Below are 16,530 nucleotides of genomic sequence, written 5' to 3'. Positions count from 1 at the left end.
TGCGTTCGTTCTGATTACGAAAGCGCTCAACCGCCGTCCAGTTCAAGCCGAAGGCAGCAGATCGCCGGCGAAGGCGCGATAGCGGCCAGCACGGACGCCCTCGGTCGCACGGGCGATGTCCGGCGCGAAATAGCGGTCTTCCGTATAGGCGCCGCAGGCCTCGCGCACGATGGCGTAGGTCTGCTCCAGCTCCGGCGAGGAGGTCAGTGGACGGCGGAACTCGATGCCTTGCGCCGCGGCCAGCAGTTCGATGCCCACGACGGTCGCCGTATTGGCGGCCATGTCCAGCAGTCGGCGCGCGCCGTGCGTGGCCATCGACACGTGGTCTTCCTGATTGGCGCTGGTCGGCACCGTGTCGATGACGCAGGGGTGAGCCACCATGCGGTTCTCGGCCACCAGGGCCGCCGCCGTCACCTGGGCGATCATGAAGCCCGAGTTCACGCCGCTGTCCTTGACCAGGAAGGCGGGCAGGTCGGTCATCTTGGGATCGACGAGGATCGAAGTGCGGCGTTCGGAGATATTGCCGATCTCGCACAGGACCATGGCGATCTGATCTGCTGCATAAGCAACGGGTTCAGCGTGGAAGTTGCCGCCCGAGATGACATCGCCGTCCTCGATGAAGACCAGCGGATTGTCGGTCACGGCGTTGGCTTCGCGCTCAAGCATGGCGGCGGCGTTGCGCAGCACGTCCAGCGTCGCGCCCATCACCTGCGGCTGACAGCGCAGGGAGTAGGGGTCCTGCACCTTGGCGCAGTCGTGACGATGGCTGTCGCGGATGGCGCTGCCGTTCAGCAGTTCACGCAGACGACGGGCCACGTCGATCTGACCCGGCTGGCCGCGCAGGGCGTGGATGCGGTGATCGAACGGCGCGTCCGAGCCCAACAGGGCGTCGACCGACAGGCCACCGGCGGCGATGGCGGCGGCGAAGACGTCCTCGGTCGCGAACAGGCCGGTCAGGGCCAGGGCCGTCGAGCACTGGGTGCCGTTCAGCAGGGCCAGACCTTCCTTGGGGCCCAGTACGACCGGCTTCAGTCCGGCCTTGGCCAGAGCCGAAACGGCGTCCAGCACCTGACCCTGATAGCGGGCTTCGCTGACGCCGATCAGGACGCACGACATATGGGCCAGCGGCGCCAGATCGCCCGAGGCGCCGACCGAGCCCTTTGACGGGATCAGCGGCAGGACCTCGGCGTTGACCATGCCGATCAGGGTCTCCAGCGTGTGACGACGTACGCCCGAGGCGCCCTTCGACAGGCTGGCGATCTTCAGCACCATCAGCAGGCGGGTGGTGTCCTCGCTCAGCGGCTCACCGACGCCGCAGGCATGGCTGAGCACCAGGTTCTTCTGAAGGGTTTCAAGATCTTCCGCCGCGATGCTGGTGTTGGCCAGCAGGCCGAAGCCGGTGTTGATGCCATAGACCGTGCGGCCTTCGTCCAGAATGGCGGCGACGGTCGCCGCGCCCTTTTCGACATTAGCCCAGGCGGCGTCGGTCAGGCTGACCGTGACCGGACCGTTCAGGACGGCGCGAAGCTGGGCGAGGGTGAGCGGCGCGGCGCCGATTTCAATGGTGGTGGTCATAAGCTTACAGGTCCAGCGAGGGCAGGTTCAGGCCATGTTCGCGCGCGGCGTCCTTGGCGATGTCGTATCCGGCGTCGGCGTGGCGCATGACGCCGGTGGCCGGGTCGTTCCACAGAACGCGTTCCAGACGTTTGGCGGCTTCTTCGGTGCCGTCGGCGACGATGACCACGCCTGAGTGCTGGCTATAGCCCATGCCGACCCCGCCGCCGTGATGCAGCGACACCCACGACGCGCCCGACGCCGTGTTCAGCAGGGCGTTCAGCAGAGGCCAGTCGGACACGGCGTCCGAGCCGTCCATCATGGCTTCGGTCTCGCGGTTCGGGCTGGCGACGGAGCCGCTGTCCAGGTGATCGCGGCCGATGACGATGGGGGCGCTCAGTTCGCCCGAAGCGACCATCTCGTTGAACATCAGGCCCGCGCGGTGACGGTCGCCCAGACCGATCCAGCAGATGCGCGCCGGCAGACCCTGGAAGGCGATGCGCTCCCCCGCCATGTCCAGCCAGCGGTGCAGGCCCGCGTTGTCGGGGAACAGCTTCTTCATCGCCTCATCCGTCTTGCGGATGTCCTCGGGATCACCCGACAGAGCGGCCCAGCGGAACGGCCCGATGCCGCGGCAGAACAGCGGGCGGATATAGGCGGGCACGAAGCCGGGGAAGTCGAAGGCGTTCTCGACGCCTTCGTCAAAGGCGACCTGACGGATGTTGTTGCCGTAGTCGGTCGTGGGGACCCCCATCTTCTGGAAGTCCAGCATGGCTTTGACGTGGGTCGCCATCGACGCGCGGGCGGCGGTCTCGACGGCGGCCGGGTCGCTGACGCGCTTTTCTTCCCACTCGGCGACGGTCCAGCCCGAGGGCAGGTAGCCGTTGACCGGGTCGTGTGCGCTGGTCTGATCCGTCACCAGATCGGGGCGGACGCCGCGCTTGACCATTTCGGGCAGAAGATCAGCCGCATTGCCCAACAGACCGATCGATAAGGGTTTCTTGTCCTTGAATGACTGCTCCAGCAGGGTCAGGGCCTCGTCCAGCGTCTCGGCCATGACGTCGACATAGCGGGTGCGCAGGCGGAACTCGATGCGGCTGCGCTGGCACTCGATGGTGATGCAGGACGCGCCGGCCATGGTCGCGGCCAGCGGCTGGGCGCCGCCCATGCCGCCCAGGCCCGCCGTCAGGATCCACTTGCCCGACCAGTCGCCGCCATAGTGCTGGCGACCCGCTTCCATGAAGGTCTCATAGGTGCCCTGAACGATGCCCTGGGTGCCGATGTAGATCCACGATCCGGCGGTCATCTGGCCGTACATGGCCAGGCCCTTCTTATCGAGTTCGTTGAAGTGGTCCCACGTCGCCCATTTGGGCACCAGGTTGGAGTTGGCGATCAGCACGCGCGGCGCATCGACATGAGTGCGGAACACGCCGACCGGCTTGCCCGACTGGACCATCAGCGTCTCGTCTGCTTCCAGCCTCTGGAGCTGGTCGACGATGGTGTCGAAGGCCTGCCAGTTGCGCGCGGCCTTGCCGATGCCGCCATAGACGACCAGGTCTTCAGGGCGCTCGGCCACATCGGGGTCGAGGTTGTTCATCAGCATCCGCATGGCGGCCTCGGCGGCCCAGGTTTTTGCGGTCTTTTCAGGCCCGCGCGGGCTGCGGACCACTCTGGTATTCTGGTGAGTGTTTGGCGTGGACATCGAATCCTCCATGCGGCTTCGGCCGTCGAATGTTGGGCTCAGTGTTATGTCTAGACATTAATGCGCGCAAGGGGCAGTTTCGCATGATGGATCAGGAGCCGCTTCATCGTCGCATCGCGGGCGACATCGAGCGCCGCATCGCCTCGGGCGAGTGGCGGCCGGGCTTCCGCATTCCGACCGAGGCTGAACTGACCACGGAATACGGTTGCGCCCGCATGACGGTGTCGCGGGCCATGTCCGATCTGGCGGCGAGGGGACTGGTGGTGCGCCGTCGCCGCGCTGGGACGGTCGTGGCCCATCCGCCCGTGCATTCCTCGGCCCTTGTCGCCATCCCCGACATCCAGTCCGAGGTCGAGGGCAGGGGGCTGGCCTATTCCCACCGCCTGCTGGGCCGAATCGTGCGCCCTGCGGGTGAGGACGATGAGGGTCTGGGCGAGCGGGTGATTGAACTGCAGACGCTTCATCTGGCGGATGACCTGCCGTTCGTGTTCGAGAGACGCCTGATCTCACTGACGGCGGCGCCCGAGGCGGAAGCCGCCGATTTCACCACGCAGCCGCCAGGCGGTTGGCTGCTGGCTCATATGCCCTGGACCGAGGCCGAGCACCGCATTTCTGCCGTCGGCGCCGATCATGAGACGGCGGCGGGTCTGAGGCTGGCCGACGGCGCGCCCTGTCTGCGGCTTGAGCGTCGCACCTGGCGCGACGGTCAGGGCGTGACCTGGGCCTCACAGATTTTCCCCGGCGCGGCCTATGATCTGGTCGCCCGCTTCTCTCCGACCAAAGGATGACCCGATGAGCGAACCGTCTGAAGCCCTGGGGTGGCGATCTGTCGGCGATCTGGTGGGCCATCATCCCGACGCGCGCGTCGCCCTGATCGGTGCGCCGCTGAACGAGCGGTCGCTGACGCCGGGCCGTTGTGATCTGGGGCCGAAGGCGCTGCGTGGGGTTCTGCCGCGCCTGTCGACCTACGACGTTGAGACTGGCTTGGAGCTTGATATCAAGGTCCACGACGCGGGCGATGTGGCGCTGAAGGCCGTCTCGCCGTTTGATGCCTTTGAGCCGGTGCGCGACGCGGTGGCGGCGCAGGCCCATCGCGACCTCACGATTCTGGTCGGCGGCAACAACGCCATCACCCGGCCGGGCGTCCACGCGCTGGGGCTCGCCAAGGGGCTTTCGAGCGTCGGCGTCCTGACGCTGGACGCCCACTTCGACCTGCGCGACACGGATCAGGGCCTGACCAACGGCAACCCGATTCAGGCCCTGCTGGATGATGGGCTCGACGGTCATCGCATCAGCCAGGTCGGCCTCGCCCCCTTCGCCAACACACGCCGCGCCCACGAAAAGGCGGAAGGCTCAGGCATCAGCGTCCGCACCGCGCGAGAGTGTCGCCAGCGGGGTCTGGCTAATGTCGTGGTCGAGGAACTGGAGCGGCTGTCGTCCCTGTGCGAAGTCATCTACGTCGACTTCGATATCGACGTCATCGACCGCAGCCAGTGGCCCGCCAGCCCCGGCGCACGGCCGGGCGGGGTGTCGGTCCACGACTTCTTCGATGCCGCCCGCGCCATCGGCGCCTGCTCTAAGGTGCGCGCCGTCGACCTGACCGAATACGACCCGTCGCTGGAAGTCGGCGACCTCGGCTCCCTGACGGCAGGGCGGTGGTTCTGTGAAATTCTGGCTGGAGTCGCCGCCCGATGATCGACGCCGATCTGCTGATCACCGACTGCCGCGTCGCCGCCATGACCGAGGGCGGCGAGCCCTATGGCGCAATCGAGGACGCCGCCATCCTGATCAAGGATGGGCGCATCGTCTGGGTCGGGGCGCGCGCGGACCTGCCTGTGCATAAGGCTGTGGAAACCGACCGTCTGGGCGGGCGCTGGGTCACGCCTGGGCTGGTCGACTGCCACACCCATCTGGTCTTCGGCGGCGACCGCTCGGGCGAGTTCGAGCAGCGGCTGGAAGGCGCGACCTATGAAGAGATCGCGCGCGCCGGGGGCGGCATCGTCTCGTCCGTGCGCGCCACGCGCGAAGAGAGCGAGGATCAGCTCTACGCCTCGGCCCTGGCGCGGCTGGAAGGGCTGAAGGCGACCGGCGTCACCACGGTCGAGATCAAGTCCGGCTATGGCCTAGACCACGACAGCGAACTGAAGATGCTGCGCGTCGCTCGCCGCATCGGGCGCGAGGCCGGGGTGCGGGTGCGCACCTCCTATCTCGGCCTTCATGCCGTCCCACCGGAGCATAAGGCCGACCGCGCCGCCTATGTGGACAAGGCTGTGGATGAAATCCTGCCCGCCGCCCATGCCGAGGGGCTGGTCGACGCGGTGGACGCCTATTGCGAGCCCATCGCCTTCTCGGTCGAGGAGGTCAGCCGCCTGTTCGACAAGGCCGAGGAACTGGGCCTGCCGGTCAAGCTGCACGCCGACCAGTTATCGGACGGCGGCGGTGGGGCGCTGGCCGCCCGCTATCAGGCCCTGTCGGCCGACCATATCGAGCACACGACCGAGGCGGGCGTGAAGGCCATGGCCGAGGCGGGCGTGGTGGCGGTGCTGTTGCCGGGCGCCTTCCTGATGCTGCGCGAGACGCAGGCGCCGCCGATCGCCCTGTTGCGCCAGCATGGCGCGCGCATGGCGGTAGCGACGGACTGCAACCCCGGCACTTCCCCCGTGGCCTCGATGACGGCGGCGATCAACCTGGCCTGCGTCCAGTTCCGTCTGACGCCGGAAGAGGCTCTGGCGGGCGCCACGCGCAATGCGGCCCGCGCGCTAGGGTTGCATGATGAGATCGGCACGGTGGAGGCGGGCAAGGCCGCCGATCTGGCCGTCTGGGACATCAGCCGCCCGGCCGAACTGGCCTATTGGCTGGGCAAGCCCCTGCTGCACTGCCGATATGTGGCGGGTCGCGCAGCCGGACTCTGACGCAAGCGGTCCGCGGGAGCGCGGCCTCGTGCCGGTACGCGATACATTTGTTTCTCTCTCGGTTAGGGCGGCCGCGGTCAGGTGGTCGGCGTGAGCGTTGTCCTGAATGCGCGAATAAGTTGTAGTTATATATTTATTCGCGGTAAGGTTAGGTTCTTCGGGGGAGGAACCAGCTTATGGACGTCGAACAATTCATCGCGCGCTGGAGCGAGGCGACGATCAGCGAAAGGGCGAACGGCCAGAGCTTCATCATCGAACTCTGCGCCGTCCTGGGCGTCGCGGCGCCGGGGCAGCAGGCAGTTGGGGACCGTGACTACTGTTTCGAGCGCACGGTGAAATTCCCTCTCGGCGAGGGGCGTATAACCAACAAATCCATCGACTGCTTCAAGCACGGCTCTTTCGTGATGGAGCTCAAGCTGTCGCCCCAACAGGCTACGGGCGAGGATATGGACCTGCGTCAGTTGGCGGCCCTGTTGAATGGCCGGGACGAAAGGCGCCGAAGGACGGCGTGGAGGCCTTGAATCGCTTGATGGGCAAGGCGCACGCTCAAGCTGAAAACTATGCGGCGGCCCTGCCGGAATGTCCGCCGTTCTTGATGATGGTCGATGTCGGCGCGGCCATTCACCTGTGGGCTGACTTCGAGCGGGCGGGGAGGGGCTATGCGCCGTTTCCAGATGCGAAGAGCAGCCGCATCGATCTGACGGATTTGCGTGATCCGGCGATCAGGGAACGTCTGCGAAAGGTATGGGACGCCCCCCGCAGCCTTGACACGCAACGTCCGGTGAATGCGGCGACGCAGGAGATTTCGGGCGTGTTGGGGCGCCTGGTGCGTTCGATGCGGGCTCGGGCGCTGCATGATCCATCGCAGGCGTTTCAGCCGATCACGGATCGTCGCATCTTCATGTTCGTGATGCAGTGCATCCTGGCGATGTACGCCGACAGCGTTGGTCTGATCCGCCAAAAGGGCTTTCTGACGCTGCTGGAAAGCTATCGCGGTCATGCAGCCCGCTTTCACCTGAGCGCGGCGACCGTATTTCGCAGTCTGGCGCGCGGAGGACACTGCGCCGCCTTGCGTCAGGATGTCCCTGCGTTCGGCAGCGGTCTGTTTCGCGAGGAGGTGGCGCTGCCGCTCAGCGAGGCTGATCTGGAGGTGTTGATACGCGCCGCCGGCTGCGACTGGTCAGCCGTAGAGCCTGCTGTTTTCGGGAGCTTTCTGGAGCGCGCGCTGGAACCCGGTGACCGCACCGAACTCGGCGCGCATTACACGCCGAGAGCCTATGTGCAGCGGCTGGTGGATGCGACGATCATAGGTCCGCTGCGCGCGGACTGGGAGGCGGTGCGAGCCTGTGCTTTCAGCGATTACGCCCGGGGCGAAGCCGTGGCTGCGCGAGCGGCGGTCCGGCGGTTCCAGCGACGACTATGCACGATCCGGGTGCTGGACCCCGCCTGCGGAACGGGCAACTTCCTCTATGTCGCCATGACCATGATGAAGGACCTGGAGAGGGACGTCCTCAGCGCCTTGCAGCAACTGGGAGGCGAGGCGACCGACGCGGCTGTGCGCCGCAAGATCAACCCGACCCAGTTCTGGGGCATTGAGAAATCCGACCACGCCGCCTCGATCGCCGAGGTCGTCATGTGGATCGGGTACCTGCAATGGCGCATCCGCAACGGAGAGGCGCCGTCCCAGCTGGCCGCCGCCGGCCAATTGGCCCCAAGACGGGGGCGCGACCGCATCATCCGGGCCGACGCCCTGCTCGTGTCGGCGGGTGAAGATCTGCATCGCGATGCGCGCGGCCGCCCGATCAGTCTGTGGCGGTTCAACCGGGAAACGGAGGTCGTGCATTATCGTCGGCCCCAGCCCACCCAATGGCCTGTCGCCCACTTCATCATCGGCAACCCGCCCTTCATTGCGGGCAAGAACCTTCGTCGCGAGCTAGGCGATGGCTATGTCGACGCCCTGTGGCATGTGCGGCAGGGGCGATTCCGCTCCGCCGATCTGGTCATGGCGTGGTGGGATCGCGCCGCTGAAATCCTGACGGCGCCCAAGAGCCAGCTAAGGCGGTTCGGCTTCATCACCACCAACTCCATCACTCAGAATTTCTCGCGCCGCGTGCTGGAGCATCACCTGACCGGAGAGCCGCCCATGCGGCTGACCTTCGCCATTCCTGACCATCCCTGGAGCAAGGGCGAGGAACGTGGCGCTGAGGTGCGTATCGCCATGACTGTGGCCGAGCGCGGCGCCCCGAACGGACAGGGACGTTTGCTGACGATCCGCGAGGAGCGCCTGGATGCAGGCGGGGAGATCGTCCTTCAATTCGATGAAAAGCGGGGTGATATCGGCGCCGATCTGACCATAGGCGGCGGGATGTCCCATGCGCAGCCGTTGAGGGCGAACGCACTCCTGTGTTCGCCGGGCGTCAAGCTGCACGGCGCGGGCTTTATCGTTTCGGAGAGCGAGGCCGACGAACTGGCGCGCGATTGCGTGGATGCGCCGCCGATCCGGGCCTATCGAAACGGGCGCGATCTGGCGGCCCGCCCTCGCGGCGTGAAGGTGATCGACCTGTACGGCCTGGAAGAGGACGATGTCCGGCGCTTTTGGCCACAGCTCTTTGGGCGCCTGAAAGACACGGTGAAGGTCGAGCGTGACGGGAACAGTCGGGCTGCCTATCGCGACAAATGGTGGGTGTTCGGTGAGCCGCGAGGCGCCTTTCGCGACGCCTTGCGCGGGCTGCCCCGCTACATCGCTACGGTCGAGAAATCCAAGCACCGCTGGTTCCGCTTTCTGGATGCGGATGTTCTGCCTGACAACACGGTGGTGGCGGTCGCGTCGGATGATCCACGTGTTCTGGGCGTGCTGTCGTCCCGTGCGCATGGGCTGTGGGCGTTGGCGCAGGGCGGGCGCCTCGAGGACCGGCCCGTCTATAACGGCCTGTTTCGACTCCTTTCCGTTCCCGTGTCTCGATGGAATGGCGGGCCTGGAGATCGGCGTCGCTGCCGAAGCCATCGAGGCCCAGCGTCAGGAGTTGATGGCTTTGGACGACGCCCTGACGATGACGGCGCTCTATAATGAGCGATGCTCAGGCCGATTTGACGAGCTGGATCGTCTGCACCGGGAGTTGGATGCAGCGGTTCATCGAGCCTATGGCTGGCCTTCGGCTATGACGGATCAGGCTATTCTGGCGGCCTTGCTGGCGTTGAACCAGGAGCGTGCGGGTCAGGAGGCGAGAGGCGATATCCGTTTCTTGCGACCCGCTTATCAGCAGGACCGGGTGAAGCCGGCGGGGCGGGCTCGGGCGGTCGAGACATTGCGCCCCCAGATAAGGGATATCCGTCCCTTGCCGGAGGCTCCGGAAGAGCTGGCCGCAGAAGTCCTGGATGTTTTGCGGCTTGAGGGCGGGCCGCTGTCGCTTGGTGAACTGTCAAGCCGTTTCGCCGGGCCGAACGGCCGCCGCAAGACGGATCGCGTTGAGCAGATGCTGGCGATCCTGGCCGCGGTGGGGTCGATTCAGCGCACGGGGCAGGAGTGGTTCTCGCCGCGACGGCACTGATTTGACCTAGCCGTGGGCTGCGGCGATCATTAAGTCACATAAGGGCGGTTCCGGCGGGGCCGCCCTTTGCTTTACCGAAGAATTCCAGCCCCGATCAGCGGCGCATTCGCGCGACGCCGCGGGGAAACGAGATGACCATGCTTGAGAAGACGTTCGAACCCAAGGCCGCCGAGCCGCGCATCTACGCCCGGTGGGAGGACAGCGGCCTGTTCGCCCCGCGCGCGGCCAAGCCCACCGACGGCGCCGCCGACGCCTATTCAATCGTCATTCCGCCGCCGAACGTAACCGGCAGCCTGCACATCGGCCACGCCCTGAACAACACGCTTCAGGACATTCTGGCCCGCTATCACCGCATGAAGGGCAAGGCCGTCCTGTGGCTGCCCGGCACCGACCACGCGGGCATCGCCACCCAGATGGTGGTCGAGCGCAAGCTGGCGGCTGAGGGCAACATCGGTCGCCGCGATCTGGGCCGCGACGCCTTCATCGAGAAGGTGTGGGAGTGGAAGGCCGAGTCCGGCGGGACCATCGTGCGCCAGCTGCGCCGTCTGGGCTCTTCCTGCGACTGGTCGCGCGAACGTTTCACGCTGGACGAGGGGCTGAACGCCGCTGTCCGCAAGGTCTTTGTCCAGTTGCACAAGGACGGCCTGATCTATCGCGATAAGCGTCTGGTGAACTGGGACCCGCATTTCCAGACCGCCATCAGCGACCTTGAGGTCGAGCAGAAGGAGGTCGACGGCGCCTATTGGCACTTCGCCTATAGGCTGTCGGACGGCGTGACCTATCAGCACCCGGTCGCCTTCGACGAGGACGGCAAGGCGACGGAGTTCGAGACGCGCGACTTCATCGTCGTCGCCACGACCCGACCGGAGACCATGCTGGGCGACACCGGCGTGGCCGTTCATCCTGAGGACGAGCGTTACAAGGGTCTGGTCGGCAGGTTCGTAACCCTGCCGATCACCGGCCGTCGCATTCCGATCGTCGCCGACGACTATGCCGATCCGACCAAAGGTTCTGGCGCGGTGAAGATCACGCCTGCCCACGATTTCAATGACTTCGGGGTCGGAAAGCGTGCAGGACTTGAAGCCCTGAACGTCATGGACGCCTTCGGTCGCATCACCGCCGCCGACACGCCGGACGTGCCCGCAGAATACGAGGGCATGGACCGCTTCGCCGCGCGCAAGGCCATCGTCGCCCGCGCCGAGGAAGAGGGCTGGCTGCGTGAGATCGAGAAGACCAGGCACATGGTCCCGCACGGCGACCGCTCTGGCGTCGTCATCGAGCCGTGGATGACGGACCAGTGGTACGTCGACGCCAAGGTCATGGCCCAGCCCGCCCTGAAGGCGGTCGAGCACGGCGCGACCGTCTTCGAGCCGAAGAGCTATGAGAAGATCTATTTCGAATGGCTGCGCAACATCGAGCCGTGGTGCATCTCGCGCCAGCTGTGGTGGGGGCACCGCATCCCAGCCTGGTACGGTCCGAATGGCGAAATCTACGTCGCCGAAACGGAAGAGGACGCCCGTGAACAGGCGTTGTCCGACTATGATTCCGAGGTCGTGCTGACCCAGGACGAGGACGTTCTGGACACCTGGTTCAGTTCTGCCCTGTGGCCCTTCTCCACCATGGGCTGGCCGGAAAAGACCGAAGATCTGGAGCGCTTCTATCCGACCAGCGATCTGGTCACGGCGGCGGACATCATCTTCTTCTGGGTCGCCCGGATGATGATGATGGGGATGCACTTCATGGACGGCGAAGTCCCGTTCAAGCGCATCATCATCAACGGTCTGGTCCGCGACGAGAAGGGCCAGAAGATGTCGAAGTCCAAGGGCAACGTCATCGACCCTCTGGGCATCATCGACGAACTGGGCGCCGATCCGCTGCGCTTCACCATGGCCATCCTGTCGGGCACGCGCGACATCAAACTTTCGAAACAGCGCATTGAAGGTTATCGCAATTTCGGCACCAAGCTGTGGAACGCCGCCCGCTTTAGCCAGATGAACGAGGCGCGTCGCGTCGAGGGTTTCGACCCTGCTGGCGTGCAGCAGACGATCAACCGCTGGATCCGCGGCGAACTGACCAAGGCCGAGCGTCAGGTGTCGGACGCTATCGAAGGCGGTCGTTTCGATGATGCGGCGGGCGCCCTGTATCGCTTCATCTGGAACGTCTTCTGCGACTGGTATCTGGAACTGGCCAAGCCGGTGTTCAACGGCGCTGATGAAGCGGCAAAGGCCGAGACGCGCGCCATGACCGCCTGGACCATCGACCAGACGCTGAAGCTGCTGCACCCGGTCATGCCCTACATCACAGAGGAACTGTGGGCCGAACTGGGCAGGGAAGGCCCGGCGCGCGACGGCCTGCTGATGGGTGAGACCTGGCCGGTGCTGCCGGATGCCTTTGTCGATGCCTCGGCCGAGGCAGAGATCGGCTGGCTGGTCGATCTGATCGGCGAAATCCGCGCCCTGCGGGCCGAGATGAACGTGCCGCCGTCGGCCAAGCCGCCGCTGGCCTTCGTCGCCCCGGACGCGGCTACGGCCGAGCGCATCACGCGCCACCGCGACCTGATCCTGACCCTGGGCCGCGTGTCCGAGTTGGCCGTGGCCGAGGCCGCGCCGGCCGGGGCCGTGACCTTCGTTTCGGGCGGGGCGACGGTCGCCCTGTCGTTGGCGGGCATCATCGACCTCGCCGCCGAGCGCGCGCGCCTCGAGAAAGAAATCGCCGCCTTCGACGCTGACATCGGCCATGTGAATAAGAAGCTGGGCAACCCCAACTTCGTGTCGCGTGCGGCGCCGGAAGTCGTCGATGAACAGCGCGCCAAACTGGCTGAAGCGGAGGAGGGCAAGGCCCGCCTGCAGGCTGCGTTGAAGCGGCTGGAATCCCTGTAAGGGCGTGAGGATCGACCAGCTTCTTGTCGCGCGGGGCGTCTTCGACAGCCGCGCTCGCGCCCGAGCCGCCATTGAGGCGGGGTTGGTGAAAGCCGACGGCCGCGCGGTCGCCAAGCCTTCGGAAAAGGTCGCCGAGGACGCCGTCATCGAGGCCGAGGCCGCCCATCGCTGGGTCGGACGCGGCGCGCTGAAGCTGGAGCGAGCGCTGGACCTGTGGCCGGTCGCGGTCGAGGGGCGGGTCGTGCTCGACGTCGGCGCCTCGACTGGCGGCTTCACCGAGGTCTGTCTGGATCGCGGCGCGGCGCGGGTGTTCGCCGTGGATGTCGGCACGGGCCAGCTTCACCCGACAGTCGCCGCCGATCTCCGTGTGACCAATCTGGAAAAGACGGACGCCCGCGACCTGACGCCTGAGCTCATCACCGACGCGCCGTCTCTGATCGTCTGCGACGCCAGCTTCATCAGCCTGTTGAAGGTGCTGCCCGTCGCCCTCGAACTGGCGGCGTCGGGGGCGGACCTGATTACTCTGGTGAAGCCTCAATTCGAGGCGGAGGGCCCCAAAGCGGTCGGCAAGAAGGGCGTGGTCAAGGACCCCGAGGCGCATGCCGCAGCCGTGGCCCGCGTGCGCGACTGGCTGGAAGCTGGCGGCTGGAGCGTGCGTGAGGTCGCCGACAGTCCGATCACCGGCGGCGACGGCAATGTCGAGTTCCTGCTCTGGGCGCAAAAGCCCTGACTGAAACGATTTGAGGGCCGCCGGATCGCCGGCGGCCCTCTTCACATCGTCGATTGACAGGGGGGCTGAAACTTAATCGACGACGCGATAACGGCCCGATTGGTCCATGCAGGTGCGCACGTAGCGCGTCTCCATACGACCGTCGGGAAGACGGATGTTGCTCTCGGCCAAGCGGCACTGATCGGCGTCGCGGGGCGTGGAGGCGTAGGTGTCGGGATACTCCCGATAGTAGTCATAGCTGTCGCGGCGGTCGTCATAACGACGGTCATAGGCGCGATTGTCATAGCTGCGGCTGTCGTAACCCCGGTTGTCATAACCATAGGCCGGCGGGACATAGGTCCCTTGATAGCCGTAGTCGGCGTCGCGGCGAGCGCGGCTGTCGCAGGCGGCCGAGCTGTTGCCCACGCCCGCGCCGATCGCGGCGCCCAGAACCCCGCCCAGGGCGCTGCCTTCGGTGCGGCGGCCGCGCGCGGCCATCTGGGACCCGGCGATGGCGCCGATGGCGGCGCCCAGAACACCGCCGGTCGTGGCGCGCTGACGTTGATCGCGGACGCAGGGGTCGTAATAGGTTCCCTGGCTGTAGCCGTTGGCGCCGTAACCATAGGCAGGCGGATAGTCGTAGCCGTAGCTCTGGGCCGAGGCGACGCCGGGCAGGGCGGCGGCAGAGGCGCAGGCCAGGGCGGCGATGGCGGCGGCCGAGGCTTTTTTCGAGATGAGAGCGATCATCGTTTCTGTTCCTTCGACGGATGCCGCACCTGAACGGATCAGGCCGCCGTCTGTTGCAGCCATTGATAGGACGGCGAAGCTGAACGGCTTTTGAGCGCCTCGTTCATCTTCGTTCATGTTTCGATTTTCGTGCAGATGTCGCTAGAAGGCGCGCATGATGCAGACGCTGACCATCGCCCGCATGGGCCATCAGGGCGACGGGATCGCCGACACCGCCGACGGCCCGGTCTTCGTGACGGGCGCCTTGCCGGGCGAGGTGGTCGCCGCCGAGGTCAAGGACGGCCGGGCCGAGCGCTTCGACCTGATCGAGGCCAGCCCTGATCGGCGCCCGATCCACTCGCAGACCTATGCCGAATGCGGCGTGGCGCCGCTGCAGCACTGGGCCGAGGAACCCTATCTGGCTTGGAAGCGCGAGGTGGTCATCCAGACGCTGGCGCGTGAGGGATTGGAGACTGAAGTCGAGGCGGCCGTGGCCACGCCGCTGGGCAGTCGTCGGCGCCTGGCATTGCACGCGCGCAAGGCGCCGGACGGGCGGGTCATCCTGGGGTTCAAGGCGCGCAAGTCGTGGCGTGTGGTCGAACTGACCGACTGTCCATTGTCGGATCCGCAACTGACGGCGGCTCTGCCCGCCCTGGCGAAAGTCGCCGCGCCCTTGCTGGGGCATCCGAAATCGGCGCCGACCCTGCATGTCACCCTGACCGATAGCGGTCTGGATGTTGACGTGACCGGCGTTGAGAAGCGGTCAGGCGGCCTGAACGGTGATCAACTGGCGCTGGCCATCGCGGCGGCGGCCGAGGCCGATCTGGCGCGGCTCAGTCTGGATGGCGACACGCTGGTCATGGCGCGCCAGCCGCGCGTGCGGTTCGGGCGCGCCTCCGTACCCCTGCCGCCGGGCGCCTTCCTGCAGGCGTCGCCCGCTGCGGAAGCTGCGATGGTCGCGCGCGCGGTCGCGGCGGTGAAGGGGGCCAAGAAAGTCGCCGATCTGTTCTGTGGGGCCGGCACATTCACCTTCCCGCTGGCCGATGTCGCCAGCGTGACCGCCGCCGATTCTGCTGCTTCTTCCATCGCCGCCCTGAAGGCAGGCGTGAGCACGGCTCAGGGTTTGAAGGGAATCGAAGCTCAGGCGCGCGACCTGTTCCGCCGTCCGTTGTCGCCCTATGACCTCAAGGGCTGCGAAGCCATTGTGCTGGATCCGCCGCGCGCAGGCGCACTGGAGCAGACGCAGCAATTGCCGGGAACCAAGGCCTCAGTCGTTGTCGGGGTGTCGTGCAATCCCCAGACTTTCGCCCGCGATGCGCGGGTGCTGGTCGACGCCGGTTTCCAGCTGGAGAAGGTCACGCCGATCGATCAGTTTATCTGGTCGACTCATATCGAACTGGTCGGCGTCTTCCGGCGCTGATCAGGACGCCAGATCGAACAGGTCCAGTTGAGGTCGGGCGTCGGCCGGGACGCGGAACTGGGTCACGTCTAGAGACTGCCGCGGGGCGTCCAGTCCATAGCGTTTGATCGCCGCCTTGAAGCGCGTAGCGATCAGTTCGGCGACGGGGCCGGTTCCCTTCATCCGTTGCGACCAGTCGGGATCATAGTCCTTGCCGCCGCGCGTCTGGCGGATCAGGGACATGACGCGCGCCGCGCGATCAGGGCGGGCGTCGGCCAGCCATTCGCGGAACAGGTCCTTGATTTCGAGCGGCAGGCGCAGGGTCACGTACATGGCCGAGGTCGCACCGGCCTTCTGAGCCGCCTCCAGCACCGCTTCCAGCTCATGATCATTCAGACCGGGGATGACGGGAGCGAAGCCGACGCCGACCGGGCAGCCCGCGTCGGTCAGACGGCTGATCGCCTCCAGCCGTTTGGCAGGGGTTGACGCGCGCGGCTCCATCGCCCGCGCCAGCTTGCGGTCCAATGTGGTGATGGAGACGAAGGCGGAGGCCAGGCCCCGCCGTCCCATATCGCCCAGGATGTCGGCGTCGCGCGCGATCAGCACCGATTTGGTGATGATGCTGAAGGGATGGTTGAACCGTTGCATCACCTCAAGGATCGAGCGGGTAGAACCTGTTTCGCGCTCGACCGGCTGATAGGGGTCGGTGTTGCCCCCTATGTGGATGCGCCGACAGACGTACCGGGGCTTTGAGAGTTCCTGTTCCAACAGACGCGCGGCGTCCGGCTTGAAGAAGATCCGGCTCTCGAAATCCAGGCCCGGGGATAGGCCCATCCAGGCATGGGACGGACGGGCGTAGCAGTAGATGCAGCCATGTTCGCAGCCCTTATAGGGGTTGATGGAGCGATCGAAGCCGACGTCGGGACTCGTATTTTTGGCGATGATGGTGCGGGCGCGTTCCGGGGACAGGGTCGTGCGAAGCGGAGGAACCGCCTCGTCCTGATCCGTCCAGCCGTCGTCATAAGCCTCGCGCCGATCGGCTTCATACCGACCCGAGGCGTTGGAGCGTGCGCCGCGTCCGTTGATCGCCTTACTCATGGC

13 protein-coding genes are annotated in these 16,530 nt (G+C 66.2%); 9 read left to right on the top strand and 4 right to left on the bottom strand.

The genetic code is table 11. The features are described from left to right. Positions 1-42: 42 nt before the first annotated feature. The gene (gene hutH / locus H556_RS0102425) at positions 43-1,575 is read right to left on the bottom strand and encodes a histidine ammonia-lyase (protein WP_024352926.1); all 1,533 of its coding nucleotides are present in this window, start codon (positions 1,573-1,575) and stop codon (positions 43-45) included. Positions 1,576-1,579: 4 nt separating this feature from the next. Further along, entirely contained in the window at positions 1,580-3,256 is a 1,677-nt protein-coding gene (gene hutU / locus H556_RS0102420; RefSeq protein ID WP_024352925.1) for a urocanate hydratase, read from the bottom strand. Between the two features lie 86 nt (positions 3,257-3,342). Here hutU and H556_RS0102415 point away from each other — a divergent pair, with 86 nt between their 5' ends. The 8 genes from H556_RS0102415 (at position 3,343) to H556_RS0102390 (ending at position 13,325) form a co-directional block, all read left to right on the top strand. After that, on the top strand, positions 3,343-4,044 hold the full coding sequence (locus H556_RS0102415; protein ID WP_035302770.1) for a UTRA domain-containing protein: 702 nt from the start codon (positions 3,343-3,345) through the stop codon (positions 4,042-4,044). 4 nt (positions 4,045-4,048) lie between these two features. Then, a complete protein-coding gene (locus tag H556_RS0102410; RefSeq protein ID WP_024352923.1) occupies positions 4,049-4,951 on the top strand; it encodes an agmatinase family protein in 903 nt (300 codons plus the stop codon). Further along, positions 4,951-6,168, top strand: a complete 1,218-nt coding sequence (gene hutI / locus H556_RS0102405) for an imidazolonepropionase (protein WP_419185424.1) — start codon at positions 4,951-4,953, stop codon at positions 6,166-6,168. The genes H556_RS0102410 and hutI overlap by 1 nt, the downstream gene beginning before the upstream one ends. 176 nt (positions 6,169-6,344) lie before the next feature. Beyond that, complete coding sequence (locus H556_RS16595; protein ID WP_245559400.1) at positions 6,345-6,689, top strand: type IIL restriction-modification enzyme MmeI; 345 nt, start codon at positions 6,345-6,347, stop codon at positions 6,687-6,689. Further along, positions 6,686-9,235 carry a class I SAM-dependent DNA methyltransferase gene (locus tag H556_RS15545; RefSeq protein WP_245559399.1) on the top strand — a complete coding sequence of 850 codons (2,550 nt, stop codon included), beginning with the start codon at positions 6,686-6,688 and terminating at the stop codon, positions 9,233-9,235. Before H556_RS16595 ends, H556_RS15545 begins: the two co-directional genes overlap by 4 nt. Further along, positions 9,201-9,716, top strand: coding sequence for a hypothetical protein (locus tag H556_RS16590; protein ID WP_245559398.1), 516 nt, complete (start codon positions 9,201-9,203; stop codon positions 9,714-9,716). The genes H556_RS15545 and H556_RS16590 overlap by 35 nt, the downstream gene beginning before the upstream one ends. Positions 9,717-9,853: 137 nt before the next feature. After that, positions 9,854-12,595, top strand: a complete 2,742-nt coding sequence (locus H556_RS0102395; protein ID WP_024352921.1) for a valine--tRNA ligase — start codon at positions 9,854-9,856, stop codon at positions 12,593-12,595. 4 nt (positions 12,596-12,599) lie between these two features. Then, positions 12,600-13,325, top strand: a complete 726-nt coding sequence (locus H556_RS0102390; RefSeq protein WP_024352920.1) for a TlyA family RNA methyltransferase — start codon at positions 12,600-12,602, stop codon at positions 13,323-13,325. Between the two features lie 72 nt (positions 13,326-13,397). On the opposite strand, the gene H556_RS0102385 is transcribed toward H556_RS0102390, so the two are convergent. Continuing rightward, positions 13,398-14,051, bottom strand: a complete 654-nt coding sequence (locus H556_RS0102385; protein ID WP_029673143.1) for a glycine zipper 2TM domain-containing protein — start codon at positions 14,049-14,051, stop codon at positions 13,398-13,400. A 157-nt stretch (positions 14,052-14,208) separates the two neighbouring features. Here H556_RS0102385 and H556_RS0102380 point away from each other — a divergent pair, with 157 nt between their 5' ends. Continuing rightward, the gene (locus H556_RS0102380; RefSeq protein WP_024352918.1) at positions 14,209-15,450 is read left to right on the top strand and encodes a class I SAM-dependent RNA methyltransferase; all 1,242 of its coding nucleotides are present in this window, start codon (positions 14,209-14,211) and stop codon (positions 15,448-15,450) included. On the opposite strand, the gene H556_RS0102375 is transcribed toward H556_RS0102380, so the two are convergent. Further along, a complete protein-coding gene (locus H556_RS0102375) occupies positions 15,451-16,527 on the bottom strand; it encodes a PA0069 family radical SAM protein (RefSeq protein WP_024352917.1) in 1,077 nt (358 codons plus the stop codon). Positions 16,528-16,530 lie beyond the last annotated feature (3 nt).

The organism is Brevundimonas naejangsanensis DSM 23858, from assembly GCF_000421705.1.
Classification (GTDB): domain Bacteria; phylum Pseudomonadota; class Alphaproteobacteria; order Caulobacterales; family Caulobacteraceae; genus Brevundimonas; species Brevundimonas naejangsanensis.
This window is presented reverse-complemented; position numbering and strand designations above follow the sequence as displayed.

Excerpts from the sequence above, each read along its gene's own strand:
- H556_RS0102410 (WP_024352923.1), top strand. The coding sequence starts at position 4,049 with ATGAGCGAACCGTCTGAAGCCCTGGGGTGGCGATCTGTCGGCGATCTG.
- H556_RS0102375 (WP_024352917.1), bottom strand. The coding sequence starts at position 16,527 with ATGAGTAAGGCGATCAACGGACGCGGCGCACGCTCCAACGCCTCGGGT.
- H556_RS0102395 (WP_024352921.1), top strand. The coding sequence starts at position 9,854 with ATGCTTGAGAAGACGTTCGAACCCAAGGCCGCCGAGCCGCGCATCTAC.
- H556_RS16595 (WP_245559400.1), top strand. The coding sequence starts at position 6,345 with ATGGACGTCGAACAATTCATCGCGCGCTGGAGCGAGGCGACGATCAGC.
- H556_RS0102380 (WP_024352918.1), top strand. The coding sequence starts at position 14,209 with ATGCAGACGCTGACCATCGCCCGCATGGGCCATCAGGGCGACGGGATC.
- hutU (WP_024352925.1), bottom strand. The coding sequence starts at position 3,256 with ATGTCCACGCCAAACACTCACCAGAATACCAGAGTGGTCCGCAGCCCG.
- H556_RS0102385 (WP_029673143.1), bottom strand. The coding sequence starts at position 14,051 with ATGATCGCTCTCATCTCGAAAAAAGCCTCGGCCGCCGCCATCGCCGCC.
- hutH (WP_024352926.1), bottom strand. The coding sequence starts at position 1,575 with ATGACCACCACCATTGAAATCGGCGCCGCGCCGCTCACCCTCGCCCAG.
- H556_RS0102415 (WP_035302770.1), top strand. The coding sequence starts at position 3,343 with ATGGATCAGGAGCCGCTTCATCGTCGCATCGCGGGCGACATCGAGCGC.